The following is a 23,871-nucleotide window of genomic DNA, read 5'->3' as shown; positions in this document are numbered from 1 at the left end:
CTCGGCTACCTGTTCTACGTGGGCGACCGCACCAGGACCGACCTGCCCTACGAGAGCGACCCCGGCGCCGCCGACGACTGGTTCCGCCTGCGCCATGAAGAAGCCATGACGCCCGAAGCCATCGTGCGCCTGGCCGAGGCCACGCATGCGCGCTACGGCTTCACCGACTTCAAGCTCAAGGGCGGCGTGCTGCGCGGCGAGGAAGAGGTCGAAGCCATCCGCGCGCTGCACGAGCGCTTTCCCAAGGCGCGCGTCACGCTCGACCCGAACGGCGGCTGGCTGCTGGCCGATGCGATCCGCCTGTGCCGCGACCTGCACGGCGTCATGGCCTATGCCGAAGACCCCTGCGGCGCCGAAGGCGTGTTCTCCGGCCGCGAGGTGATGGCCGAGTTCCGCCGCGCCACGGGCCTGCCGACCGCCACCAACATGGTCGCCACCGACTGGCGCGAGATGGTGCACAGCCTGTCGCTGCAGTCGGTCGACATCCCGCTGGCCGACCCGCACTTCTGGACGATGCAGGGCTCGGTGCGCGTGGCCCAGCTGTGCCAGGCCTGGGGCCTGACCTGGGGCTCGCATTCGAACAACCACTTCGATGTGTCGCTCGCCATGTTCACGCATGTGGCGGCCGCGGCGCCGGGCAAGGTCACGGCCATCGACACGCACTGGATCTGGCAGGACGGCCAGCGCCTGACCAGGGCGCCGCTGCAGATCGAGGGCGGGTTCGTGAAGGTGCCCACGCGCGGCGGGCTGGGCGTGGAGCTCGACATGGACGAGGTCGAGAAGGCGCACCAGCTGTACCTGAAGCACGGCCTGGGTGCGCGCAACGATGCGCAGGCGATGCAATACCTGATCCCGGGCTGGACTTTCGACAATAAAAAGCCCTGCATGGTCCGTTGAGGTTTAGTCTCCCGTTTCCATTTCCGCAGCCGGACGACACGCAGTGCTCCGGCTTCTTTCTTTCCATCGAGCAGCACAAGGAATCCTCATGCAAAACTTCGACAACCTGATCGGCGGCGAATGGCGTGCCGGCGCGAGCTACAGCCCCAACCTCAACCCCAGCAACCTGTCCGACGTGCTGGGCCAGTACGCGCAGGGCACGGCCGCCGATGTCGAGGCCGCCGTGGCTGCCGCCACCGCCGCCTTCCCGGCCTGGGCCACCGGCAGCATCCAGGCGCGCTCCGACGCCCTGGACAAGATCGGCACCGAGATCCTCGCGCGCAAGGAAGAGCTCGGCACCCTGCTCGCCCGCGAGGAAGGCAAGACGAAGGCCGAAGGCATCGGCGAAGCCACCCGCGCCGGCCAGATCTTCAAGTTCTTCGCCGGCGAATGCCTGCGCCTCGCGGGCGAGCTGCTGCCTTCGGTGCGCCCGAACATCGGCGTGGAAATCACGCGCGAGCCCGTCGGCGTGGTCGGCCTCATCACGCCCTGGAACTTCCCCATTGCCATCCCGGCCTGGAAGATCGCGCCGGCGCTGGCCTTTGGCAACTGCGTGGTGCTCAAGCCCGCTGACCTCGTCCCGGGCTGCGCCTGGGCGCTGGCCGAAATCATCAGCCGCTCGGGCATCCCGGCGGGCGTGTTCAACCTCGTGATGGGCCGCGGCAGCGTGATCGGCAACGCCCTGGTCGGCCATCCCGGCATCCATGCCATCAGCTTCACCGGCTCGGTCGGCGTGGGCCGCAACATCGCCGTGCAGTGCGTCACCAACCACAAGAAGGTGCAGCTCGAGATGGGCGGCAAGAACCCGCAGGTGGTGCTGGACGACGCCGACCTGGCCCAGGCCGTGGAGCTCAGCGTGCAGAGCGCCTTCTACTCCACCGGCCAGCGCTGCACGGCGTCGAGCCGCCTGATCGTGACCGAAGGCATCTACCCGAAGTTCATCGAGGCGATGAAGGCGCGCATGGCGAAGATCAAGGTGGGCGACGCGTTGGCGCAGGGCACCGACGTGGGCCCGGTGTCGTCGAAGTCGCAGCTCGACCAGGACATGGAATACATCGCCATCGGCAAGGGCGAGGGCGCCACGCTGGCCGCGGGCGGCGAGCTCTTGAAGCTGGAGACCGACGGCTACTACATGTCGCCGGCGCTCTTCAGCGAATCGGCCGCGGCGATGCGCATCAACAAGGAAGAGATCTTCGGCCCGGTGGCGAGCGTGATCCGCGTGAAGAACTACGAAGAGGCGCTGGCCACGGCCAACGACACGGAGTTCGGCCTGTCGGCGGGCATTGCGACCACGAGCCTGAAGTACGCCACGCACTTCAAGCGCCACAGCCAGGCCGGCATGGTGATGGTGAACCTGCCCACGGCGGGGGTGGACTACCACGTGCCGTTCGGCGGGCGCAAGGGTTCGAGCTACGGGCCGCGCGAGCAGGGCAAGTATGCGCAGGAGTTCTTCACCACGGTGAAGACGGCGTACACGCTGGCTTGAGGCCCCAGGGCCGGGCGCCGCGCGCGCCCGGCCCCGGCCGTCTGCTTCACAGCCGATGGCCGCCGCGCGCCATCGAGCGCCGCAGGCCCAGTGCGAGCAGCACGCCGATCGCGCCCGCCAAGGCCACGATGGCGGCGGCCGCCGGCCAGCCCAGCGAATCCACGGCACTGCCCACGATCACGGGGCCGATCATCTGGCCGAGATTGCTGCCCAGCATGAGCAAGCCCATCGACATCGGGACCAGCCGCGTGCTCGGTGCCACGAGGGGGGAGGTGCCGATCAGCGTTGCGGGAAGCAGGCCGCCCGCGCCCGAGAAGACCAGGCACAGCACAAAGGCCGGCAGCGCGCCGAGCACCGGCAGGAAGATGCCGACGGCCGAGATGCCCATCAACGCGCTGGCCAGTGCCGCGAGCAGCCAGCGCGCGATGCCGCGCTTCAGCAGCATGCCGGCCGCAAGATTGCCCGCCACGTTGACACAGCAGGCCACGGCGCTCAGCTGTCCGGCCGTGGCCGTGCCCACACCCATGCGCTCGATCAGCAGCACCGGCAGAAAGCTGAATAGCGCGAAGAACTGCAGGCTGTAGATCACGAACGAAGCGGCGATCAGCGCCGGCGCACCGGCCTTTGCCGTGGTGGCCGCATCGCGGGCCATGCTGCGCCACGAGACCGGCGCCTCGCGGGCACTTCCACTCGCACCGCGCGAAACGCCCGCCAGCACCAGCACCGCAACCAAGGCCGCAAGCGCGGCATTGCCCAGCCACAAGCCGCGCCAGCCGCCCGGCAGCGAGCCGCTGAAAAGTGCGATGCCAATCCCGGCGGGCATGAAGCAGCTCCAGATCGCGAAGGCAAGGTCCTTGCCGCTGGGCGCGACCATGCGCTGCAGCACCGAAGGGCCGGCGATGGTGATCAGCACAAAGCCCAAGCCTTCGACGACGCGGCCGATCAGCAGCATTGCGATGCCGTGTGCCCATGCACCCGCCGCGCTGCCGATGGCAATGGCCAGCAGGCCGGCCACCAGCAGGCCCCTGTCGCCGGCGCGCGCGACCCATGCGCCGACCGGAACCGCGCCAGCCACGCCCAGCAGCGAGAACGTGGCCATGAGCCAGCCGACCATCGAGAGGTCGAGCCCGAAGTCTGCGCGCAGCTGCGGCACCGCAATGGCGACCTTGCCGACCTGAAGAGACGCCATGACACCGGCAGCCACGACCAGCGCCACGCCGAGCCAGTGCGTTGAAGAAGGTGAGAGCGGCGCGGCGGCGGGTGGCGAAGTGGCGCCGCGCATTTGGATTCGGTTCTGCATGCCGCAACTTTGCAGCGAGCGAACGATCAATGAAAGCGAATAATATCGGCCAACTCAATCGATTGGATAGATCATGCTGGACATCCTCACCCTGAGCCAGATGCAGATGTTCGTTGCCGTGGCGGATGCCGGCAGCTTCCGTGCCGGCGCGGTCCGGCTGCACCGGGTGCAGTCGGCCGTGAGCCATGCCATTGCCAATCTCGAAGAACAGCTTCAGGTGCGGCTCTTCGACCGCTCCGGCCACAAGCCGGTGCTCACGCCCACGGGCAAGGCACTGCTCGGCGACGTGCGGGTCATCCTGTCGAAGGTCGAGGCGCTGCGCTCGCGCGCGCAGGGGCTCGAACAGGGCATCGAGCTCGGCCTGGCGATGGCGGTGGACACGCTCTTTCCGCCGGACCTCCTGGCCAGCGCGCTGCGCGGCATGCATGCGGTCTATCCGAGCATTGCCATCCGCGTGGAATACAGCTCGATGGGCGGCACCGTCGATGCAGTGAATTCGGGTCGATGCGATCTCGCCATTGCGGCCTTCGGCCATGCCGACGAAAAAATCAGCCGCGAATTCCTCATGCAGCTTCATACCGTGGCCGTCGCCGCGCCGTCGCATGCGCTGGCGGTCCATGCGGGCCAGCGCGGTGCCAGGGGCCTGGATGCCGCCGCGGCCGAGCACGTGCAGATCGTGGTGGAAGATCCGAGCACGCTCAGCCAGGGCTACGACATCGACGTGCTCTCGCCTTCGACCTGGCGCGTGACCGACATGTACATCAAGCTCGCGCTGCTGCGCGCGGGCCTGGGGTGGGGAAAGATGCCTGCGTGGCTGGTGGCCGGCGACCTGGCCGCCGGAACGCTGGTGCAATTGCCGGTGAGCCGCATCGGCCCCGGCGGTGGAACGAGCCAGCAGTGCCATTTCTGCCACCGCGCCGACAAGGCACTGGGAGCGGGCGCCGCGCTGCTGCGCGAATGCCTCATGGCGGAAGCGAAGGCGGCGGCGCCCGGCGGCGGCGGCGCATCAGCATCTCCACGAGCTCGAAGATCCCCTCGCTCAGCAGCGCCAGCGCCGCGGCCGGCAGCGCGCCGGCCAGCAGCAGCTCGCGGTCGTTGAGCGCCAGCCCCGTGACGATGCGCTCGCCGAATCCGCCCGCGCCGATGAAGGCCGCGATGGTGGCGGTGCCAATGGCGATCGCGGTGGCTGTCCGCACGCCCGCCAGCAGCGTGGGCAGCGCCAGCGGCAGCAGCACGAGCCGCAGGCTTTGCGGCGGCGTCATGCCCAGCGCGGTGCCGGCCAGGCGCAGGCCGTTCGGCACTTCGGCCAGGCCCGTCACGGTGTTGCGCATGATCGGCAGCAGCGAATAGAGCGTGAGCGCAATCAGCGCGGGCAGCGCGCCGATCGCCCCGAGCATCGAGATCAGCACGGCCAGCAGCGCGAGCGAAGGCACGGTCTGCAGCAGGCTCGCGAAGCCGAGCACCAGCGCACGCAGCCGCACATGCGGAAACACCAGGATCGCGAGCGGCACGCCGATCAGGATCGCGACGCCGACGGATACCGCCACCAGCACCAGGTGCTGGCGCGCGAGCTGCCACAGATCGGGGCCGAACAGCTTGGCGGTGAAGCCGCGCCGGGGCTCCTGGGTCTTTGCGCCCTTGCCGGTGCCGGCCAGGAAGTCGCGCGCAATGGCGTCGAAGGGCACGCTCTGCAGTTCGGCGCGCGCATTCATCGCGATCATCGCGTGCTCGTCGATGCGGCCTTCGAGCGTCTGCAGCGCGGCCCAGGCCTTGGGCAGCCGCGTCGGCAGGTCGAGCCTGTAGAGCACCACGGCGTCATAGCGCGGAAAGTACTTCCTGTCGTCTTCGAGCACGCGCAGGCCGAGGTGCTCGATCTTGGCGTCGGTGGTGTAGATGTCGATGGCGTCGATCTGCTTTGCGGCCACGGCTTCGTAGGCCAGGCCATGGTCGAGGCCGGTGGGCACCTGCTTGAAGCCGTAGCGCGCGGCCAGGCCCTTCCAGCCGTCGGCGCGGCCGATGAATTCGTTCGACAGGCCGAGCCTGAGTTCGGGGTGCTTCGCAAGGTCGCTCAGCGTGCGCAGCCCGAGCCGTTCGGCATCGGCTGCCCGCACGGCCAGCGCATAGCCGTCGTTGAAGCCCAGCGGGATCGCCACGCCCAGGCCCATCGGCGCGAGCGCCGCATTCATGGCCTCGCGCGTTTCGGCCGGCGAGCCCTTGAGGATCTCGAGCGCGATGGTGCCGGTGTATTCGGCGTAGAGATCGATGGCGCCCGAACGCAGCGCCTCGTAAACGATGGCCGTGTTGCCCAGCCCCTGGCGCACCACCGGTGGCGATGCGGTGTGCGGCGCCGCGGTCTGCGCCAGCAGCTCGGCCAGGATGTACGACTCGGTGAAGCGCTTGGAACCCACGCGCAGCGCACCGTCGCCCGGCTGCGCCGATGCAACGGCACCGAGCCAGGCCATGGCAAGGAACAACAAGGCGGCGCGCAGCATGCGGTGGCGGGGCAGTGGCATCGCAGGCCAGTGTATAGACATAGGGCCTGTTAACGCTATTTCTGGGGATCGCGTTGCCCGGCCAAGGGGCTGGCCTTCGCGACCCCCAGAAATAGCGTTAACAGGCCCTGGCCGGCGTACCCGCCAATCTCCTACAAACCCTGGTGCGGGCTACCGATGCGTCGTCGACGCCATCGCACCCATAGTGGCTGCCATGAAGAAGAGACCTCCACTGCTGCCCGGCCCCGACGTCCACGGCCTGCGCGAGCTGCCGGGCCTCAGGGTCGAGGGCTACAGCCTGCAGCTGCGCGACAAGGACGGCTTCGTCGGCGACCAGGCCAGCCAGACGGCCTTCAGGGAACTGCTCGAACGCTGGCGGAAGCGCCGCCGCAAGGCCGGCACCGATCCATTGGGCAAGGCACACTCGCGCGACCTCAGCAAGAAGCAACTCGACCGCGTGCTGCTGAAGACATCGGCAGCCGGCGACCTGATGCATGGTGCCATCGAGGAATTTGCCGAGGAACTGGCCTTCGTGATCCAGCGCTTCACGCGCCAGCCCTCATGGAAGAAGGTGGAGCGCATCGTGGTGGGCGGCGGCTTCACCGAAAGCGACGTGGGCGAGCGCGCCATCCTGCAGACCGCCGCCATCCTCGAAGAGCTGGGCGTGCACGTCCAGCTCGGGCGCCTGTCGCACGAGGTCGACGACGGCGGCCTGATCGGCTGGGTGCACCTGGCGCCGCCGGCCATGCTGAAGAAGCACGACGCCATCCTGGCGGTGGACATCGGCGGCACCAACGTGCGCTGCGGCATCGTGAAGACGCGGCGGCGCAAGGCGCGCGACCTGTCGCTGGCCAAGGTGGTGCGGCGCGAAAAATGGCGGCATGCGGACGACGATCCGAACCGCACCGACATGGTCGAGCGCATCGCGGCCATGCTCGAGGACATGGTGCGCTACTGCGAGCGCAAGCACATCCGCCTGGCACCCTTCATCGGCATTGCCTGTCCCGGGCTGATCCGCAAGGACGGCTCGATCGAGCGCGGCACGCAGAACCTGCCGGGCGATTGGGAAAGCCGCGCGTTCCACCTGCCGAGCGCGCTGTGGCGCCGCATGCCGATGATCGGCTCGGGCCCCACGCTGATCCTGATGCACAACGACGCGGTGGTGCAGGGGCTGAGCGAACTGCCCTTCATGCGCGACGTCTGCCATTGGGGCGTGCTGACCATCGGCACCGGCCTTGGCAACGCAAGCTTCACCAATACCTTCTAGCCAGGTGCATTCGGTGCTGGCGGCATGCCGCCGCCGAGCGCCTTGTAGACCGCCACCATGCCCACCGCCATGCGGCTCGTGCTCTGCACCTGGTCGCGCCGCGCCTGCAGCAGGGCGCGGCGCGCATCGAGTTCGACGCCGAAATCCGTGAGCCCGTTGGCATAGCGCGCATGCGCGAGCGTGAGCGCGTCGCGGCTGCTGCGTTCGCGCTCGGCCAGCTCGGCATGGCGCTGGCGTTCGGCGGCGTAGGCGCTCAGCGCCGAATCGATCTCGTGCCAGGCCTTGAGCACGGCCTGCTGGAAGGCCACCGCGGCTTCCTGCTGCTGCAGCTCGCGCAGGTTCACCGTGCTGCGGCGCCGGCCGTTGTCGAAGATCGGCAAGCTGATCGACGGGCCGACATGCCATTGGCGGCTGCCCCATTCGCCGAAGCGCTCGCTGCCGGCCGACTCGTAGCCGAAGCCCGCGCCGAGCGTGACGCGCGGATAGAGGTCGGCCACCGCCACGCCGATGCGCGCGGTGGCGGCATGCAGCTGGGCTTCGGCTGCGGCGATGTCGGGGCGCCGGCGCGCCACGTCGCCGGGCAGGCCCAGTGCCAGCTCGGGCAGAGGCGGCGCCTGCAGCGCTTCGAGCGGATTGCTCGCGCCCTCGGAAGGCAGCGCGAGTTCGGCGTTCAGCGTGCCGGGCGATGCACCGGCCAGCAGCGTGATCTGGTTCATGGCCTGGGCCTCCTGCTGCAGCAGCACCGGAATGCGCGCGCGCAACTCGGCCAGCTGCGTGCGCTGGCGCGTCGGGTCCAGGTCGGTGACCAGGCCGCCGTCGGCACGCGCCTGCACCAGTTCGAGCGATTCGACCGCGGCCGCGATGTCGGCGCGCGCTACGCGCAATTCGCGCTGCGCGCCGCGCAGTTCGAAGTAGCTGCGCGCCACCTCGGCCTGCACGCTGAGCTGCGCCTGCCGCAGCAGCGCGGCCGAGGCGCCGGCATCCGCATTGGCGGCCTCGATGCTGCGCCGCACGCGGCCCCAGAGGTCGATTTCCCAGGAGGCATCGAAACCGGCCTGGTAGAGGTTGTAGGGCTCGCTGAGCGTGCGGATCAGCTGGTCGCGGTTGGCGACCGACGAGCCCAGCGCATCGATCATCCGCGTGGCGGCGCCGCTCTCGCTCTGGCGCTGCCGGTTGATGCTGCCGCTGGCATTGAGCTGCGGTGCCTGCTGCGCCGCCGCCGCGGTGCGTTGCACGCGGCTTTGCGCAAAGCGCAGCGCGGCGGTCTGCAGGTCATGGTTGGCGGCCAGCGCGCGCGCCTGCAGGCGGTCGAGCAGCGGATCGCCGAAGGCCTTCCAGTCGCCGGATGCAATGCCTGCCGGCACGGCCGTGCGCTCGGCGCCGAGCAGCGCCGCCGAGCCGCCGTGCCATGCGGACCAGTCGGCGGGTGCCTGCACCTGCGCGGGCCGGTGGTCGGGCCCCACGGCGCAACCGCCCAGAAGAAGCACAAGCGTGGAATATGCAAAGAGGATGCGCGATGCGGGCATGGGGTGCTCCCTAGACCAGACGATGGCGAAACAGCCAGGCCGCCAGCGGCAGCGTGACGATGGCGATGATCGACAGCGGAATCAGGTTGTGCCACACCGCGGCCAGGCCCACGCCCTCGAGGTAGACGCGCTGCGCCAGGTCGATCGCGAAGCGCAGCGGGTTGGCCATGGTGATCAGCTGCAGCACCTGCGGCATGTTGCGCACCGGCGTGGTCAGGCCGGAGAGCAGCATCATCGGCATCAGCAGCACGAAGGTGTAGAGCATGGCCTGCTGCATGTTGGCCGACACCGCCGAGATCGACAGGCCGATGCCCACGCTGGCCACCGTGAAGAAGACCAGCCCGGTGTAGAGCGTGATGAGCGAGCCCGCCATCGGAATGCCGAACCAGAGCAGCGCCACCAGCAGGATCAGCGTCGACTGCGCAAGGCCCACCAGCACCGGCGGCAGCGCCTTGCCGATCATGATCTCGAGCGGCGACATCGGCGTGACCAGCAGCTGGTCGAAGGTGCCTTGCTCGCGCTCCCGCGCCACCGAAAGCGCGGTGAGCAGCAGCGTCTGCAGCATGCTGAGCGCGGCGATCAGGCCGGGCAGTAGGTTCCACCGCGTTTCGAGGTTGGGGTTGAACCAGGCGCGCGATTCGATGGTGAGCGGAACCGGCGGCGCGCCGGCGCGCGTGCGCAGCTCGGCGTTGTAGCGTTCGACCACCGCGCCCACGTAGCCGGCCGCAGAGCCCGCGGTGTTGGAGTTGCGCGCATCCAGGATCAGCTGGATGGCCGCAGGCTGGCCCCCGCTGAGCCGCTGCTCGAAGTTCGGCGCGATCTGGATCACGAGCAGCGCCTTCTCGGTATCGATCACCTCGCGGATGTCGGCCTGCGTGCGCAGCGTGGCCACGCGATGGAAGACGCCGGTGCTGTCGAGGTGCGCGATGAGCTCGGTCGATGCACCGGTGCGGCTCTGGTCGAGCAGCGCATAGGGCACGTTCGAGAGGTCGTAGGTGGCGGCGTAGCCGAAGATGAGGCTCTGCATGATGGCCGGAACGAACAGGATCACGCGGCTTGCCGGATCCTTGAAGATGGCGAGCAGCTCCTTCTTGCAGAGGTTGGCGATGCGCAGCAGGAAGTCGATCATGGAAGGCGCCCCTTCAATCCAGGCTCTTGCGCGTGACCACGCGGGCAAGCAGCAGCAGGCCCACCGCATAGGCCGCGAGGACCGCGCAGTTGCGCCAGATCAGCGGCCAGACGTCGCCCGCGAGGAACAGCGTCTTGATCAGGTCCATGAAGTAGGTGGCCGGCAGCACATGCCCGATCACGCGCACGGCGGTGGGCACGTTGCGCAGGTCGAACAAAAAGCCCGACAACATCATCGAAGGCATGAAGGTGGCGATCAGCGCCACCTGGCTCGCGAGAAACTGGTTGCGCGTGACCGACGAGATCACCAGCCCCAGGCTCACGGCCACGACCAGGTAGAGCATGGAGCTGAGCACCACCGCGAACAGCGAGCCGACCATCGGCACCGCGAACAGGAAGCGCGCGGCCAGGAGGCACAGCGCGAGGCCCAGCATGCCGACCGCGAAATACGGAATGATCTTGGCCAGCAGTATTTCCACCGGCCGCACCGGCGTGACGAACAGCGCCTCGAGCGTGCCGCGCTCCCATTCGCGGGCCATCACCAGCGCGGTGAGGAACGCGCCGATCAGCGTCATGATGAGCACGATGAGTCCCGGCACCAGGTACCAGGTGCTGGTGTTCGCGGCGTTGAACCACATGCGCTGCTCGACGGTCACGAGGCCGGCGAAAGGCGCTGCCGCACCGCGGTCGGCCTGGCGCAGGGCCGATTGCGCGAGCGCGCTGCTCACGTAGGCCTGGATGATGGTCGCGCGCCCGGCGTCGGCGCCATGCACGATGAGCTGCACGCGCGCATTGCCCGCGGCCAGCGCGCGGGAGAAGTCGGCGGGCACGCGCACGATGCCGTCGACCTTGCGCTCGCGCATCAGCGCCTCGGCATCGTGCATCGAGCCCAGCAGCACGGGCGCGATGGTGGGCGAGAGCTGCAGGCCCGCAATGGCCTCGTGCGCGGTGGGCGAAGAATCTTCAAGCACCACGGCCACCGGCGCGTTCTTCACGTCGAGCGACATGCCGTAGCCGAAGATCAGGATCAGCACCATCGGCAGCAGGATGCCGATGGCCAGGTTGCTGCGGTCGCGCAGCAACTGGCGGAACTCCTTGCGCGTGAGGGAGACGAGCCGGGTGCCGAAGCCGCTCATGGCTGCCTCCTTTCTTCCTGCCGCGCCTTCTCGACGATGCCGATGAAGGCCTGCTCCATGTCGATGCGCCTGTCGCGGTCTTCACCGTCGAGCGCCTGCGTGCGCACCTCGCGCGGCGTGCCGATGGCCAGCACCTTGCCGGCGTCCTGGATCACGATGCGGTCGCAGTACTCGGCTTCTTCCATGAAGTGGGTGGTGATGACGACGGTGGTGCCGCCTTCGGCCAGCGCCGTGATGCGGCGCCAGAACTCGCGGCGCGCGAGCGGATCGGCGCCGCTGGTGGGCTCGTCGAGGAACAGGATCTCGGGCTCGTGCAGCAGGCCCGTGGCCATGGCCAGGCGCTGCCTGTAGCCGCCGGGCAGCTGTCCGCTGGGCGCGTCGAGTTCGCGCTCGAGGCCGAACTGCCGCAGCACCGTGTCCATGCGCACCTGCAGCTTCTGCCCGCGCAGGCCGTAGGCGCCGCCGAAGAACGAGAGGTTCTCGCGCACCGTGAGGTTGCCGTAGAGCGCGAACTTCTGCGAGACGTAGCCGATGCGCTGGCGGGCCTGCGCGCGCGCATGGCGCAGGTCGACACCCGCCACGCGCAGCTGGCCGCCGCTCGCGGGCAGGAGGCCGCAGAGCATGCGGAAGGTGGTGGTCTTGCCGGCGCCATTGGGTCCGAGCAGGCCGAAGATCTCGCCGCGCCGCACCGAGAAGCTGGTGCTGGCCACGGCCACGAAGTCGCCGAAGCGGCGCACCAGGTCCTTCACCTCGATGACCACTTCGCCGGGTTCGCCTTCGGCCGGTGCAAGCCCTTCGCTTGCCGCCGATGAGGCCATGTTCGTATCGGCCGCCTGCCGGGTGTGCAGCAGCGTCATGAAGCCGTCTTCGAGCCGCGGCGGCACGGGCTCGGCGCGCGCGCCGGCCAGCAGCTTTTCGAGTGCCGCGTCGTCCGCGTACGGGCGGCGGATGAAGTGCACCTCGCCGCCCTGCGGCACGGCATCGACGATCTGCTGCCGCGCATCGAGCAGGCGCGCCTGCATCAGGCGCGGTGCCTCGCCCTCCGGCGGCGCCACGACGAAGCAGGTGCCCTCGGCATGGCCGCGGATCTCATCCGGCGTGCCTTGCGCAATCAGCCGGCCCTCCTGCAGCACGAACACATGGCGGCAGCGCTCGGCCTCGTCGAGGTACGCGGTGCTCACGATCACCGAGAGCTTTTCCTCGTCGACCAGCTGCTGCACGATCTGCCAGAGCTCGCGCCGCGAGAGTGGGTCGACGCCCACGGTGGGCTCGTCGAGCAGCAGCAGGTCGGGCGAGCGCACCAGCGTGCAGGCGAGGCCGAGCTTCTGCTTCATGCCGCCCGAGAGCTTGCCTGCGGGGCGGCCGGTGAAGCGGCCGAGGTCGGTCATTTCCATCAGCCGCGCATAGCGTTGGCGGCGCTGGCCGGCCAGGACGCCATGCAGGTCGGCATAGAGGTCGAGGTTCTCCTGCACGCTCAGGTCGTCGTAGAGGCCGAAGCGCTGGGGCATGTAGCTGATGCGGTCCTGCACCGCCTGCGGATCGGCCGACACGTCGATGCCGAGCACGCGCAGTTCGCCTTCGTCGGCGCGCATCAGGCCGGCCATGAGCCGCAGCAGCGTGGTCTTGCCGGCGCCGTCGGGTCCGACCAGCGCCGTGAGCGAGCCGGTGGGCACTTCGAGCGACACGTCGTCGAGCGCGCGCACCACCTGCTTCGAGCCCTTGGCCACGAAGCGCTTGTGCAGGGAGCGTGCGGCCACGGCGGGCCCGGCGTCGTGCATCAGGGTTTGCCGCTGGCGGTGGAGGAGGAGGAAGCGAGCTGCAGCCGCACGGTCGCCGGCATGCCGAGCCGCAGCCGGTCTTCCTTGTCGTCGACCATCACGCGGATCTCGTAGACCAGGCTGCTGCGCAGCTCCTCGGTCTGCACCGTCTTGGGCGTGAACTCGGCCACCGACGAGATGTAGCCCACCTTGCCCGCGATCGGCTGGCCGGGCTGGCTGTCGGTCGTCACGCTGGCCGGCTGGCCGGACCGCACGCGGCCGAGGTCGGGTTCGGCCACATAGGCGCGCACCCACTTGGGATCGGTGATGGCCAGCGTGAAGGCCGGGCGCTGCGGCGAAGCCATGTCGCCGGGCTCGAGCAGGCGGGCGCGCACCACGGCGTCGATGGGCGACTTGAGTTCGGCTTCGGCCAGCTGGTGGTTCATGAGCGCGAGGTCGGCGCGCGCGGATTCGAGCTGGGCCTGCGCCTGCGCGATGTCTTCCTTGCGCGGGCCGGCCACTGCCAGCTGCTGCGCCTTGCGCGCGTTGTCCAGCTGCGCGAGCGCCACCTTGCGGCGGGCCTGCGCGCTGTCGAGGTCCTGCTGGCTCACGGCACGTCCGGCGGTGGTCTGGCCGATGGACTGCAGGCGTGCGAGCTGCTGCTGCGCCAGGTCGGCATCGGCTTGCGCCGCGGCCACCCGGGCGCCGGCCTGCGCCAGTTCCTCGGGGCGGCTGCCGGTCTTCAGGCGCAGCAGCGCCTGCTCCTGCACGCCGATGCGCGCCTGCGACTGCGCCACGCGCAGCACGAGCGAGCGCGTGTCGAGCCGGCCCAATACCTGGCCGGCGCGCACATGGTCGCCTTCGCGCACGGTGAGTTCGGCCACGCGCTCGCTGGCGTTGAAGGCGAGCGAGACCTGGCGCACGTCGACGTTGCCGTACAGCACGAGCTGGTCGGACGGCGCGGCCGAGCGGCTGAAGTACCACCAGCCGCCGGCCGCGGCGGCCAGCGCCACGGCGGCCGCGGCAATGAGGGGTTTCTTGTTCATGGGCGGGTTCCTGCCGGCCTCCATACGGGTGTTCGCCGGATGTTATCAAATTGAAATTTGAATTTGAAGTATTTTTTCGATTCGATTAACCTTGGCGCATGGCGACACGCTCTTCCACCACCCGACCCCCCGCTGCGCGCGAGGGCGCGGCGCGCGTCCAGCGCACCGACGGCAGCACCACGCGCCTGCACATCCTCGAAACCGCGGGCCAGCTGTTCGCCGAGCGCGGCTTCGCCGAGAGCACCAGCAAGGAAATCTGCACGCGCGCCGGCACCAACATGGCGGCCGTCAACTACCACTTCGGCAGCCGCGACGGGCTCTACGAGGCCGTGCTGATCGAGGCGCACCGCCAGCTCGTGAGCATGGACGAACTGGTCAGCCTGGCCAGCGAGGCCGGCGATCCGCGGCAGAAGCTGCGCGCGTTTCTCACGCACCTGGTCGAGATGGGCAGCCAGCCCAAGGCGCCCTGGGGGTTCCGCGTGGTGCTGCGCGAGGCGCTGTCGCCTTCTCCGGCGCTGCCCGCGCTGATCCGCCAGGCGGTGCTGCCCAAGGCCCGGCTGATCCGCGGCCTGATCGGCGGCATCATGGGCCTGCCCGAGGACCATCCCTCGGTGCAGCGCGGCCTGCTGTTCGCGGTGCTGCCCTGCATCGTGATGACGGTGGCCCCCAAGGACCTGGCCAGCAAGGTGCTGCCGGCGCTGAAGGATGCCGAGGGCCTGGCGGACGACCTGATGCGCTACGTGTTCGCCGGCCTCGATGCCATCGCGAAGGAGGCGGGCACGGCTGCGGCCGCGGCGCCCGCTAGAGCTGGAAGGCGACGGTGAGCAGCAGTCCTTCGGCCACGTCGCGCGCGAGGCCCGGCCGCCGCGCACGGTAGGGTTCGCCGGCGGAGGCGATGGTCTCGATCCATTCGGCCAGCCAGTCGATCTCTCGCGGGCCGTAGAACACCACGGCCGCCTCGTGGTTGAGCAGCAGGCTGCGCAGATCGAGGTTGATGGAGCCGCACATGGCCAGCTCGTCGTCGACCACCACGGCCTTGGCGTGGGCCATGAAGGGCAGCATGCGAAAGCTCACGCCTGCGCGCGCCAGGTCGCGCATGGCGCGTGCGCGCACGAAGTCGGCCAGGCGGTGGTTCGAGCGCGCAGGCATGGCGATAGTCACCTGCACGCCGCGCCGCGCGGCCAGCCGCAGCGCATCGCGCAGCCCGTCGCCGGGCACGAAGTAGGGCGTGACGGCGAGCACGCGGTGTTCGGCGCGAAAGCAGGCGTCGATCAAGAGCGCATGGGCGGTGTCCTCGGTCTGGTCGGGGCCGCTCGGCAGGAACTGCGCCATGGCGCTGCCCGCGCTCTCTGCCACGTCGGCGGCCGTGATGGCGCGTGCCTTGCGCCCGCGCACCGAACTCCAGTCGTGGTCGAACTGGCGCGCCGCCGCGGCGGCCACGCTGCCGCGCAGGTCGAACGAAAGATCGTGCCAGGCGTCGGGGTGCGCGTCGTTGCCGGTGAAGTATTCGCCCGCGAGGTTGCGCCCGCCCGACCACAGCCAGCGGTCGTCGGCAATGGTGAACTTGCGGTGGTTGCGCAGGTTGCGCGGCCCGATGCGGCGCAGGCTGAAGAAGGGGCGGAACACGGCGATCTCGCCGCCGGCCGCGCGCAGCAGCCGGATGTGGCGCCGCGGCAGGGTCAGCGCGCCGAAGCCGTCGAGCAGCACGCGCACCTTGATGCCTTCGCGCGCGCGCAGCGCCAGCCGTTCGATCACGGCATGGCCCAGCGCGTCGTCGCCGATGATGAAGGTGCACACGTCGATGCGCTCGCGCGCGCCGTCGATCACCTGCCACAGCGCCTCGCGCGCGGCGTCGCCGTCGGCATGCAGCCGGATCTCGCAGCGCCCGGGCGGCGCCAGGCCGAAGCTCTCGATGAGGTCGGCGGCCCAGTGCCCGCGCGCGGCCGTGCGCACCGGCCGCGGCGAGCCAGCCGGGCGCAGCTTGCGCTGGCCGAACAGCAGGTACATCGGCAGGATGAGGTAGGGCATCAGCGCCAGCCCCATGACCCAGGCGATGGCCGTGGTGGGTGCGCGCTGCTCGCGGCGCGCGCGCGTGGTCAGCACATAGACCAGCAGCGCAAAGGTGACGACGAGGAAATGCTGGGACGGGGAGGGGAGCCAGTCGAATGCGGAATTCGGCATGTGGCGATGATGCCCGAGGACGGGTCCGCGCCGCTCAGCGCTGCAGGAAGGCGGGCACGCCGCGCCCCTCGGAGGCCAGGAAGCGCATCATGGGATCGACCGCCGCGCGCACCGCGGGCCGCTCGCCCACGCGGCCGCGCCAGGCCACGAGCCGCGGCGTGGCATCGGTCATGCCGGCGCCCTTGCGGTCGGCGAAGACATGCGCCATGTAGAAGGCAATGTCGGCGAAGGAGTAGGGCCCCGCCAGGTACTCGCGCGAGGCGAGCAGGCCTTCCATTTCCCCGTAATAGCGCGCGCAGGCGGCGCAGGCCGCCACGGCGGGCGCGCTCTGCATGTCGTGCTGCAGGCCGAAGAGCCGGATCACGTTGGGGAAGAACACTTCGTCCGACTTCTGCTCGAGCTGCCGCGCGCGGGCCCGCTCGGCGATGCCCCGGGGCCACAGCGCAGGGGTCGGATACCGGTCTTCGAGGTACTCGAAGATCTGCGTCGAGTCGAACAACTCGACCTCGCCGTCGATCAGGATCGGCACCTGCTGCTTCACGGGGTTGACGCGCAGCACCTCGGGGTGCTTGGGCTCGTAGGTGTCGTCCTTGGTGAACGGCACCATCACCAGTTCGAAGTCGAGGCCTTTTTCAAGTGCGGCGATCTGCACCTTGGCGCCGAACATGCTGAGGGGGGCGGAATAGATCTGGGTCTTCATGCCCCGACTTCACCATGAAAGGCGGCTCAGGTCGAGCCCCAGACCTCCTGCGCCGTTTCGACCACGAGGCGCAGCTTGGCGCGCTGCGCTTCCACCGCGATGTTGTTGCCGTGCACCGTGCTCGAGAAGCCGCACTGCGGCGACAGCGCGAGCTGCTCGAGCGGCGCGTACTTGGCGGCGTCCTCGATGCGGCGCTTGAGCTCGTCCTTGTCTTCCATCTCGCCGAACTTGGTGGTCACGAGGCCCAGTACCACCGTCTTGCCCTTGGGCAGGTAGCGCAGCGGCTTGAAGTCGCCCGATCGCGCGTCGTCGTATTCCATGAAGTAGGCGTCGAGGTCCATTTCCTTCAGCAGCGCCTCGGCCACCGGCTCGTAGTTGCCGGCTGCGGCATGGGTGCTCTTGAAGTTGCCGCGGCACAGGTGCATGGCCAGCAGCATGCCCGGCGGCTTCTGCGCCACCACCTTGTTGATGAAGGCGGCGTAGCGGTGCGGCAGCTCGTTGGGGTCGTCGCCGCGCTTGCGGGCCGCTTCGCGCATGTGCTCGTCGCACAGGTAGGCGAGGTTGGTGTCGTCCATCTGCACGTAGGTGCAGCCTGCGGCAGCCAGCGAGCGCAGTTCGTCGCCGTAGGCCTTGGCCACGTCGTCGTAGAACACCGGATCGAGCTCGGGGTAGGCCTCCTTGCTGATGCCGGCGCGGCCGCCGCGGAAGTGCAGCATGGTCGGCGAGGGAATCGTGACCTTGGGCGTGCGGCCGGCCGAGACCTGGCTCTTCAGGTACTGGAAGTCGGCAAGCTGGATGTCTTTCACGTGGCGCACTTTATCGATCACGCGCATCGCAGGCGGCGCGAGTTCCTCGGTGCCGTCGGGCCGGCGGATGGTGACCGGAATGTCGGTCTTCACGCCGCCGAGCTGGTCGAGGAAGTCGATGTGGAAATAGGTGCGGCGGAACTCGCCGTCGGTGATGCTCTTGAGGCCGATGTCTTCCTGGAACCGGACGATCTCGGTGATGGCCTTGTCTTCGACCTTGCGCAGCTGCTCGGGCGTGATGTCGCCCTTGGCCTTCTGCTCGCGCGCTTCGAGCAAATATTTGGGGCGCAGGAAACTGCCTACGTGGTCGTAGCGGGCGGGCAGGGCGGCGTGCTGGGACATGGTGATCTCCGTCGTGGCTGAAAAACGATGGGACATCGTATCGCCTCATGAACGGACGGCGGTGTGTACAGCGGGCTCGGTATTTACCCTTGATTTGGCGCTTCATCGGCAGCGGAAGCATGAAGTATGTATACATTCAGTATTCATGAAAACGCCCACCACCGCATGAAAGCCGCAGCTGCATCAACCGTCGAGCCTGCGGACGGCGGCGGCTCGCAGGCCGTGAAGGCACAGCTGCGGCTGCGCGAAATGATCCTGGCCGGCGAACTGCCCGGCGGCGCGCGCATTGCCGAGGTGGCCATCGCCGAGCAGCTCGGCGTCTCGCGCACACCGGTGCGCAGCGCGCTTATGCGGCTCGAGCAGGAAGGCCTGCTCGAGGCCCTGCCCAACGGCGGCTACGCGGTGCGCACTTTCTCCGAGCGCGACGTGGCCGATGCCATCGAGCTGCGCGGCACGCTCGAAGGCCTGGTGGCGCGGCTTGCGGCCGAGCGCGGTGCGGCGCCGGTGGTGCTGCGCGAGGCGCGCGCCTGCCTGGCGCGCATCGACGAACTGCTGCGCGAGCCCGCGCTCGACGACGCGGCTTTCTCGCGCTACGTCACGCACAACGAGAAGTTCCACTCGCTGCTGTGCGAAATGGCGGCCAGCCCGGTCATCGCGCAGCAGCTCGAGCGCGTGGTCAACCTGCCGTTCGCGTCGCCCTCGGGCTTCGTCATCGTGCAGGCCAATTCGCCCGCGGCGCGCGACATGCTCGTGATCGCGCAGGACCAGCACCTGCAGGTGCTCGATGCCATCGAGGCCGGCGAAGGCTCGCGCGCCGAGGCGCTGATGCGCGAGCACAGCCGCATCGCGCGGCGCAACCTGCGCGAGGCGCTGCACGGCGCGCCCACCGCCGAACAGCGCCCGCTGCCCGGCGTGCAGCTGATCCGCCGGCGCGGCTGAGCGCTCCCTCGATGAAAAGCGATCGCCAATGGATGCACGCGCCCGGTTGCCGCGCTGCGCGATCATCGCGCAGTTCATTTGTTCATCGCGCAACAAAGGCGAGCGCCACCGCCGGAGTAGGTGATTGCCTGCTCTGCCGCATCTTGCAAAGTATTGAAAAATAGCCCCGGTTCGCATTCCGTCCCTCCAAGGAAAACCTCATGCAAAGACGCCCTCTCATCCAGACCGCATGCCTCACGGCGCTTGCGCTTTCCATGTCGCTTGCCACTGCGCAGGACAGCAACAAGTTCAAGATCGGCCTGATCCTGCCGATGACGGGCCAGCAGGCCTCCACCGGCCGGCAGATCGAAGCGGCGGCCCGGCTGTACATGGCACAGAACGGCGACACCGTCGCGGGCAAGAAGATCGAGCTGATCGTCAAGGACGACGTGGCCACGCCCGACGTCACCAAGCGCCTCGCGCAGGAACTGATCGTCAACGACAAGGTGAACGTGATCGCGGGCTTCGGCGTCACGCCGGCCGCACTGGCCGCCGCGCCGCTGGCCACGCAATCGAAGACGCCGCAGGTGGTGATGGCGGCGGCCACCTCGAGCATCACCGAGGCTTCGCCCTACATCGTGCGTTCGAGCTTCACGCTGCCGCAGGTGTCGGTGGCCATGGGCGACTGGGCCCCCAAGAACGGCGTGAAGACGGTGGTCACGCTGGTGGCCGACTACGGCCCAGGCAACGATGCCGAGAAGTTCTTCAGCGAGCGTTTTCAGCTCAACGGCGGCAAGGTGATCGAGAAGCTGCGCGTGCCGCTGCGCAATCCCGACTTCGCGCCGTTCCTGCAGAAGGTGCGCGACGCCAAGCCCGACGCGCTGTTCGTCTTCGTGCCCTCGGGCGCCGGCGCGGCCGTGATGAAGCAGTTCCTCGAGCGCGGCATGGACAAGGCCGGCATCCGCATGATCGCCACCGGCGACGTGACCGACGACGACCAGCTCAACGACATGGGCGAGGGCGCGCTGGGCGTGGTCACCTCGCACCACTACTCGGCCGCGCATCCGTCGCCGGCCAACAAGAAGTTCGTCGAGGCCTTCCAGAAGGCCAACCCGAAGATGCGCCCCAACTTCATGGCCGTGGGCGGCTATGACGGCATGCGCGTGATCTACGAGGCACTCAAGGCCACCAAGGGGCAGGGCGGCGGCGACGCGCTGCTGGCCGCCATGAAGGGCCAGATCTTCGAGAGCCCGCGCGGCCCGGTCTACATCGATGCGCAGACGCGCGACATCGTGCAGGACGTGTACCTGCGCAAGGTCGAGAAGAAGGACGGCCAGCTCTACAACGTCGAGTTCGACGTGATCAAGGGTGTGAAGGATCCGGGCAAGGCGAAGTAAGCCTCGCCCCCAGTCTGCGCGCACTTCGTGTCGCTACGCCAACCCCTGCCGGGGGCAACACCAGCGGCCCGGCAAAGCCGGTTCCGCGGTGTTTCCCGAAGAGACCGCCGTGCGCGGCAAGCGTGTGAGTAGCTTATGTTGACCATTCTTTTCGACGGCATCGCCTACGGCATGCTGCTCTTCGTGCTCGCCGTGGGGCTGGCTGTGACGCTCGGGCTGATGAACTTCATCAACCTCGCGCACGGCGCCTTCGCCATGGCGGGCGGGTACCTCACGGTGTTTGCGATGCAGAAGCTCGGCGTGCCGTTCCTGGCCTGCCTGCCGCTCGCATTCATCGCGGTGGCGCTGGCCGGGGCGCTGCTCGAACGCACGCTCTACCGGCCGATGTACGGCAAGCCGCATCTCGACCAGGTGCTGTTCTCCATCGGCCTCGCCTTCATGGCGGTGGCAGCGGTCGACTACTTCGTCGGCTCGTCGCAGCAGAACGTGCAACTGCCCGAGTGGCTGCGCGGCCGTACCGAGATTGGTGACGGCGCGCTGCTGCTCGGCATGGGCCACTACCGCCTCTTCATCATCGCGGTGTGCGCCGTGCTCACGGTGGTGCTTCAGCTCATCCTGTCGAAGACGCGGTTCGGCAGCCGGCTGCGCGCCGCGGTCGACGATCCGCGCGTGGCGGCGGGGCTGGGCATCAACGTCAACATCGTGTTCCTGCTGACCTTCGCGGTGGGCTCCGGGCTCGCGGGGCTCGGTGGTGCATTGGGCGCCGAGATCCTCGGGCTCGATCCGACCTTCCCGCTCAAGTACATGATCTATTTCCTGATCGTGGTGTCGGTCGGCGGCACCTCGTCGATCACCGGGCCGCTCGCGGCCGCGCTGCTGCTCGGCATTGCCGATGTGGCGGGCAAGTACTTCATTCCGAAGATGGGCGCGTTCACCGTCTACCTGCTCATGATCCTGATCCTGATGTGGCGGCCCCAGGGCCTCTTCACGCGCAAGGGAGGCCGCTGAATGAACGAGCCTTCGACGTACCAATCGGCCCTGCTGCACAAGGCGCGCTGGCGCCCGCTCGAGTTCGTGGTGTGGGCCGCCGCGTTCGCGCTGCCGTTCCTCATGCCCTCGCATTCGCTGCTGGTCAACGAGATCGCCATCGTCGCGCTGTTCGCGATGTCGCTCGACCTGATCCTCGGCTACACCGGGATCGTCTCGCTCGGCCATGCGGCCTTCTTCGGCTTCGGCGCCTATGCCGCGGCGCTGTTCGCCAAGCTCGTGATGCCGGACCCGACCGTGGGGCTGGTGGTGGCCACCGCGCTGTCGGCCCTGCTCGGCCTGGTGGCCAGCGTGACGATCCTGCGCGGCAGCGACCTGACGCGGCTGATGGTCACGCTGGGCACCGCGCTGCTGTTGCTCGAACTCGCCAACAAGCTCGACTGGCTCACCGGCGGCGCCGACGGCCTGCAGGGTGTGGTGATGGGGCCGGTGCTCGGCCTGTTCGCGTTCGACCTCTACGGCCGCACCGCGGCCTGGTATTCGCTGACGGTGATGCTGCTGCTGTTCCTGGCGATGCGGCGGATTGTGCATTCGCCCTTCGGCGCCACCCTCAAGGCGATCCGCGACAACCGGCTGCGCGCCATGGCCATCGGCATTCCGGTGGTGTCGCGGGTCGTCGTCATCTACACCGTGGCGGCCGGCATTGCCGGTGCCGCGGGCGCGCTGCTGGCGCAGACCACGGGCTTTGCCTCGCTCGACGTGCTGGCCTTCGACCGCTCGGCCGACGTGCTGCTGATGCTGGTGATCGGCGGCGTGGGCTGGCTCTATGGCGGCGTGGCGGGCGCCATCGTCTTCAAGCTGCTGCAGAACTGGCTCTCGGCCGTGACGCCGCAATACTGGATGTTCTGGATCGGCCTCTTGCTGGTGCTGCTGGTGCTCGTGGGGCGCGACCGCGTGCTCAAGCCATGGACGTGGCTCGGCAAGAAGAAGGGCGGTGCCGCATGAGCGAGACCGTGCTTTCGACAGAGGGCCTGGTGATGCGCTTCGGCGGCATCACGGCCACCAACAACGTCACGATGGAACTCAAGCGCGGCGCGCGCCATGCGCTGATCGGCCCCAACGGCGCCGGCAAGACCACGCTCATCAACCTGCTGACGGGCGTGCTCGTGCCCACGGAAGGGCGCATCTCGCTGCTCGGCGAAGACATCACCGCGCTCGCGCCGCACAAGCGCGTGGCGCGCGGCCTGGTGCGCACCTTCCAGATCAACCAGCTGTTCGACTCGATGACGCCGCTGGAAACATTGGCGCTGGTGGTCTCGCAGCACCAGGGCATCGCCTCGCAATGGTGGCGTCCGCTGGGGTCCAGCAAAGCCGTGACGGAACGCGCGGCACAGCTGCTGGAGCAGTTCCACCTCGGCGATGTGGCGCAGCAGCAGACGAAGTTCATGGCCTACGGCAAGCGCCGCCTGCTCGAGATCGCGATTGCGCTGGCCTGCGAGCCGCGCGTGCTGCTGCTCGACGAGCCCGTGGCGGGCGTGCCCGCCGGCGAGCGCGAGGAGCTGCTGCAGACCGTGGCCGCATTGCCGGCCGATGTGTCGGTGCTGCTGATCGAGCACGACATGGACCTGGTGTTCAGCTTTGCCGACCGCATGACGGTGCTGGTCAACGGCACCTTGCTGACCGAGGGCGACCCCGAAACCATCGCCAACGATCCGAAGGTGAAAGAGGTCTATCTGGGCCATGGAGAAGCCGTTCATGTCTGAGCTGCTGCGCATCGAGAACCTGAGCGCCGGCTACGGCGAGGCCGTGGTGCTGCACGACGTGGCCTTCGCGCTCGGCGAAGGCCAAACGCTGGCGCTGCTGGGCCGCAACGGCACGGGCAAGACCACGCTGATCAACACGCTGGCGGGTGCGACGCGGCAGCACGGCGGGAGCATCTCGCTCGGCGGCCTGGCGCTGCACAAGCTCGCGCCGCACCAGCGCGCGGCGGCCGGCATCGGCTGGGTGCCGCAGGAGCGCAACATCTTCAAGTCGCTCACGGTGCACGAGAACCTCACGGCGGTGGAGCGGCCAGGAAAGTGGAACCCGCAGCGCGTCTACGAGATGTTTCCGCGCCTGGCCGAGCGCAAGACCAACCTCGGCACGCAGCTCTCGGGCGGCGAGCAGCAGATGCTGGCCGTGGGCCGCGCACTGGTGCTCAACCCGAAGCTGCTGCTGCTCGACGAACCGCTCGAAGGGCTGGCGCCGATCATCGTGGAAGAGCTGCTGCGCGCCATCCGCCGCATCACGCAGGACGAGGGTCTGGCCGCGATCATCGTGGAGCAGCATCCGCAGGCGATCCTCGCGATTTCCGATGAAGCCGTGGTGCTCGACCACGGGACCATCGTGCACACCGACAAGGCGGCCGCGCTGCGCGCGCAGCCCGAAGTGCTGGACCGGCTGCTGGGCGTGGCGCGCTAGCGGCCC

Annotated in this window: 20 protein-coding genes and 1 pseudogene; 11 read left to right on the top strand and 10 right to left on the bottom strand. The window is 68.8% G+C overall.

What is annotated here, in order from left to right:
• Positions 1 to 897, top strand: an 897-nt coding sequence (locus FB547_RS23150) for an enolase C-terminal domain-like protein (protein WP_145745979.1), incomplete at its 5' end; no start/stop codon positions are given.
• Between the two features lie 88 nt (positions 898 to 985).
• Positions 986 to 2,422 carry an aldehyde dehydrogenase family protein gene (locus FB547_RS23145; RefSeq protein ID WP_145745978.1) on the top strand — a complete coding sequence of 479 codons (1,437 nt, stop codon included), beginning with the start codon at positions 986 to 988 and terminating at the stop codon, positions 2,420 to 2,422.
• A gap of 46 nt (positions 2,423 to 2,468) precedes the next feature.
• Here the strand turns inward: FB547_RS23145 and FB547_RS23140 are convergent, their stop codons facing one another.
• Positions 2,469 to 3,722 carry a CynX/NimT family MFS transporter gene (locus FB547_RS23140; protein ID WP_145745977.1) on the bottom strand — a complete coding sequence of 418 codons (1,254 nt, stop codon included), beginning with the start codon at positions 3,720 to 3,722 and terminating at the stop codon, positions 2,469 to 2,471.
• Between the two features lie 73 nt (positions 3,723 to 3,795).
• Here FB547_RS23140 and FB547_RS23135 point away from each other — a divergent pair.
• Positions 3,796 to 4,635, top strand: a pseudogene (locus FB547_RS23135) (LysR family transcriptional regulator); the annotation flags it as partial.
• A gap of 49 nt (positions 4,636 to 4,684) precedes the next feature.
• Here the strand turns inward: FB547_RS23135 and FB547_RS23130 are convergent.
• Positions 4,685 to 6,235 (bottom strand): glycine betaine ABC transporter substrate-binding protein, encoded by a 1,551-nt coding sequence (locus FB547_RS23130; RefSeq protein WP_225612745.1) that lies wholly within the window; start codon positions 6,233 to 6,235, stop codon positions 4,685 to 4,687.
• 193 nt (positions 6,236 to 6,428) lie between these two features.
• Between FB547_RS23130 and FB547_RS23125 the strand changes: the two genes are divergently transcribed.
• Positions 6,429 to 7,481 carry an ROK family protein gene (locus tag FB547_RS23125; protein WP_145745976.1) on the top strand — a complete coding sequence of 351 codons (1,053 nt, stop codon included), beginning with the start codon at positions 6,429 to 6,431 and terminating at the stop codon, positions 7,479 to 7,481.
• Here FB547_RS23125 and FB547_RS23120 read toward each other — a convergent pair.
• The 5 genes from FB547_RS23120 to FB547_RS23100 are packed head-to-tail and all read right to left on the bottom strand — an operon-like array spanning position 7,478 to position 14,074.
• The gene (locus FB547_RS23120; RefSeq protein ID WP_145745975.1) at positions 7,478 to 9,007 is read right to left on the bottom strand and encodes an efflux transporter outer membrane subunit; all 1,530 of its coding nucleotides are present in this window, start codon (positions 9,005 to 9,007) and stop codon (positions 7,478 to 7,480) included. The two genes, FB547_RS23125 and FB547_RS23120, sit on opposite strands and share 4 nt — an antisense overlap.
• A 10-nt stretch (positions 9,008 to 9,017) precedes the next feature.
• Positions 9,018 to 10,136, bottom strand: a complete 1,119-nt coding sequence (locus FB547_RS23115) for an ABC transporter permease (protein WP_145745974.1) — start codon at positions 10,134 to 10,136, stop codon at positions 9,018 to 9,020.
• 13 nt (positions 10,137 to 10,149) lie between these two features.
• Positions 10,150 to 11,271 (bottom strand): ABC transporter permease, encoded by a 1,122-nt coding sequence (locus FB547_RS23110; RefSeq protein ID WP_145745973.1) that lies wholly within the window; start codon positions 11,269 to 11,271, stop codon positions 10,150 to 10,152.
• Positions 11,268 to 13,049, bottom strand: coding sequence for an ATP-binding cassette domain-containing protein (locus FB547_RS23105; RefSeq protein ID WP_145745972.1), 1,782 nt, complete (start codon positions 13,047 to 13,049; stop codon positions 11,268 to 11,270). The genes FB547_RS23110 and FB547_RS23105 overlap by 4 nt, the downstream gene beginning before the upstream one ends.
• On the bottom strand, positions 13,049 to 14,074 hold the full coding sequence (locus FB547_RS23100) for an HlyD family efflux transporter periplasmic adaptor subunit (protein WP_145745971.1): 1,026 nt from the start codon (positions 14,072 to 14,074) through the stop codon (positions 13,049 to 13,051). Before FB547_RS23100 ends, FB547_RS23105 begins: the two co-directional genes overlap by 1 nt.
• A 98-nt stretch (positions 14,075 to 14,172) precedes the next feature.
• Here FB547_RS23100 and FB547_RS23095 point away from each other — a divergent pair, with 98 nt between their 5' ends.
• On the top strand, positions 14,173 to 14,898 hold the full coding sequence (locus FB547_RS23095; protein ID WP_145745970.1) for a TetR/AcrR family transcriptional regulator: 726 nt from the start codon (positions 14,173 to 14,175) through the stop codon (positions 14,896 to 14,898).
• Here the strand turns inward: FB547_RS23095 and FB547_RS23090 are convergent.
• From FB547_RS23090 to FB547_RS23080, 3 genes are read right to left on the bottom strand one after another with little or no spacing between them, the layout of a single operon-like run.
• Complete coding sequence (locus tag FB547_RS23090; protein ID WP_145745969.1) at positions 14,876 to 16,255, bottom strand: phospholipase D-like domain-containing protein; 1,380 nt, start codon at positions 16,253 to 16,255, stop codon at positions 14,876 to 14,878. The genes FB547_RS23095 and FB547_RS23090 overlap by 23 nt on opposite strands.
• Before the next feature lie 34 nt (positions 16,256 to 16,289).
• A complete protein-coding gene (locus FB547_RS23085; RefSeq protein ID WP_145745968.1) occupies positions 16,290 to 16,955 on the bottom strand; it encodes a glutathione S-transferase family protein in 666 nt (221 codons plus the stop codon).
• A gap of 26 nt (positions 16,956 to 16,981) precedes the next feature.
• On the bottom strand, positions 16,982 to 18,103 hold the full coding sequence (locus tag FB547_RS23080; RefSeq protein WP_145745967.1) for a 5-methyltetrahydropteroyltriglutamate--homocysteine S-methyltransferase: 1,122 nt from the start codon (positions 18,101 to 18,103) through the stop codon (positions 16,982 to 16,984).
• Between the two features lie 165 nt (positions 18,104 to 18,268).
• Between FB547_RS23080 and FB547_RS23075 the strand changes: the two genes are divergently transcribed.
• From FB547_RS23075 to FB547_RS23050, 6 genes are all read left to right on the top strand, one after another.
• Positions 18,269 to 19,042 (top strand): GntR family transcriptional regulator, encoded by a 774-nt coding sequence (locus FB547_RS23075; protein ID WP_145745966.1) that lies wholly within the window; start codon positions 18,269 to 18,271, stop codon positions 19,040 to 19,042.
• A gap of 200 nt (positions 19,043 to 19,242) precedes the next feature.
• Positions 19,243 to 20,418 carry an ABC transporter substrate-binding protein gene (locus FB547_RS23070; RefSeq protein ID WP_145745965.1) on the top strand — a complete coding sequence of 392 codons (1,176 nt, stop codon included), beginning with the start codon at positions 19,243 to 19,245 and terminating at the stop codon, positions 20,416 to 20,418.
• A gap of 135 nt (positions 20,419 to 20,553) precedes the next feature.
• Positions 20,554 to 21,426 carry a branched-chain amino acid ABC transporter permease gene (locus FB547_RS23065; RefSeq protein WP_145745964.1) on the top strand — a complete coding sequence of 291 codons (873 nt, stop codon included), beginning with the start codon at positions 20,554 to 20,556 and terminating at the stop codon, positions 21,424 to 21,426.
• Entirely contained in the window at positions 21,427 to 22,410 is a 984-nt protein-coding gene (locus tag FB547_RS23060) for a branched-chain amino acid ABC transporter permease (protein WP_145745963.1), read from the top strand.
• Positions 22,407 to 23,168, top strand: coding sequence for an ABC transporter ATP-binding protein (locus FB547_RS23055; RefSeq protein ID WP_145745962.1), 762 nt, complete (start codon positions 22,407 to 22,409; stop codon positions 23,166 to 23,168). The genes FB547_RS23060 and FB547_RS23055 overlap by 4 nt, the downstream gene beginning before the upstream one ends.
• Positions 23,161 to 23,865 carry an ABC transporter ATP-binding protein gene (locus FB547_RS23050; RefSeq protein WP_145745961.1) on the top strand — a complete coding sequence of 235 codons (705 nt, stop codon included), beginning with the start codon at positions 23,161 to 23,163 and terminating at the stop codon, positions 23,863 to 23,865. The genes FB547_RS23055 and FB547_RS23050 overlap by 8 nt, the downstream gene beginning before the upstream one ends.
• Positions 23,866 to 23,871 lie beyond the last annotated feature (6 nt).

It is taken from the genome of Variovorax beijingensis (genome assembly GCF_007828835.1).
GTDB lineage: Bacteria > Pseudomonadota > Gammaproteobacteria > Burkholderiales > Burkholderiaceae_C > Variovorax > Variovorax beijingensis_A.
This window is presented reverse-complemented; position numbering and strand designations above follow the sequence as displayed.

Bases quoted from the DNA above. Each gene is read 5' to 3' on its own strand.
- FB547_RS23145 (WP_145745978.1), top strand. From the start codon at position 986: ATGCAAAACTTCGACAACCTGATCGGCGGCGAATGGCGTGCCGGCGCG.
- FB547_RS23140 (WP_145745977.1), bottom strand. From the start codon at position 3,722: ATGCAGAACCGAATCCAAATGCGCGGCGCCACTTCGCCACCCGCCGCC.
- FB547_RS23130 (WP_225612745.1), bottom strand. From the start codon at position 6,235: ATGCCACTGCCCCGCCACCGCATGCTGCGCGCCGCCTTGTTGTTCCTT.
- FB547_RS23125 (WP_145745976.1), top strand. From the start codon at position 6,429: ATGAAGAAGAGACCTCCACTGCTGCCCGGCCCCGACGTCCACGGCCTG.
- FB547_RS23120 (WP_145745975.1), bottom strand. From the start codon at position 9,007: ATGCCCGCATCGCGCATCCTCTTTGCATATTCCACGCTTGTGCTTCTT.
- FB547_RS23115 (WP_145745974.1), bottom strand. From the start codon at position 10,136: ATGATCGACTTCCTGCTGCGCATCGCCAACCTCTGCAAGAAGGAGCTG.
- FB547_RS23110 (WP_145745973.1), bottom strand. From the start codon at position 11,271: ATGAGCGGCTTCGGCACCCGGCTCGTCTCCCTCACGCGCAAGGAGTTC.
- FB547_RS23105 (WP_145745972.1), bottom strand. From the start codon at position 13,049: ATGCACGACGCCGGGCCCGCCGTGGCCGCACGCTCCCTGCACAAGCGC.
- FB547_RS23100 (WP_145745971.1), bottom strand. From the start codon at position 14,074: ATGAACAAGAAACCCCTCATTGCCGCGGCCGCCGTGGCGCTGGCCGCC.
- FB547_RS23095 (WP_145745970.1), top strand. From the start codon at position 14,173: ATGGCGACACGCTCTTCCACCACCCGACCCCCCGCTGCGCGCGAGGGC.
- FB547_RS23090 (WP_145745969.1), bottom strand. From the start codon at position 16,255: ATGCCGAATTCCGCATTCGACTGGCTCCCCTCCCCGTCCCAGCATTTC.
- FB547_RS23085 (WP_145745968.1), bottom strand. From the start codon at position 16,955: ATGAAGACCCAGATCTATTCCGCCCCCCTCAGCATGTTCGGCGCCAAG.
- FB547_RS23080 (WP_145745967.1), bottom strand. From the start codon at position 18,103: ATGTCCCAGCACGCCGCCCTGCCCGCCCGCTACGACCACGTAGGCAGT.
- FB547_RS23075 (WP_145745966.1), top strand. From the start codon at position 18,269: ATGAAAGCCGCAGCTGCATCAACCGTCGAGCCTGCGGACGGCGGCGGC.
- FB547_RS23070 (WP_145745965.1), top strand. From the start codon at position 19,243: ATGCAAAGACGCCCTCTCATCCAGACCGCATGCCTCACGGCGCTTGCG.
- FB547_RS23065 (WP_145745964.1), top strand. From the start codon at position 20,554: ATGTTGACCATTCTTTTCGACGGCATCGCCTACGGCATGCTGCTCTTC.
- FB547_RS23060 (WP_145745963.1), top strand. From the start codon at position 21,427: ATGAACGAGCCTTCGACGTACCAATCGGCCCTGCTGCACAAGGCGCGC.
- FB547_RS23055 (WP_145745962.1), top strand. From the start codon at position 22,407: ATGAGCGAGACCGTGCTTTCGACAGAGGGCCTGGTGATGCGCTTCGGC.
- FB547_RS23050 (WP_145745961.1), top strand. From the start codon at position 23,161: ATGTCTGAGCTGCTGCGCATCGAGAACCTGAGCGCCGGCTACGGCGAG.